Origin of the sequence: Bartonella sp. CL435QHHD, assembly GCF_042195095.1 — a bacterium.
In the GTDB taxonomy this organism is placed as follows: domain Bacteria; phylum Pseudomonadota; class Alphaproteobacteria; order Rhizobiales; family Rhizobiaceae; genus Bartonella.
On sequence record NZ_JBHINS010000031.1, the window covers coordinates 1 to 309 of the forward strand.

A 309-nucleotide genomic window follows, 5' to 3' on the forward strand; every position below is an offset into this window, starting at 1 on the left:
ATTGACTGCGATTTCCTTAGCTAGATCAAATTTTATATTATTGTCATCTTTGCCTTTGCTAATTTGAAGATTTTCACTTGCTGCTGATAAATCGATCTTGCTCTCTATACCGATAGTTGTAGCATCTGCACCACCAACAGACAGCTGCCAACCTTTATCTACATAATTTTGTAATGACTTTATCTGCGCAACATTAGCAGCATCAGTCAGTTCAGAACCAGCTGCTACCCCTATAATTTGTCGCGTTTTCTTCTCGCTGACATCACCAACACTCACAGCACCATAACCACTCTTCCATTGAGCGTCAGC

At 40.8% G+C, this 309-nt stretch carries 1 protein-coding gene; it reads right to left on the bottom strand.

Annotated features, from left to right (window positions below; genetic code table 11):
* Positions 1 to 309: hypothetical protein (locus tag ACFILH_RS01560; protein ID WP_375667264.1), on the bottom strand; the 309-nt coding region annotated here is incomplete at both ends.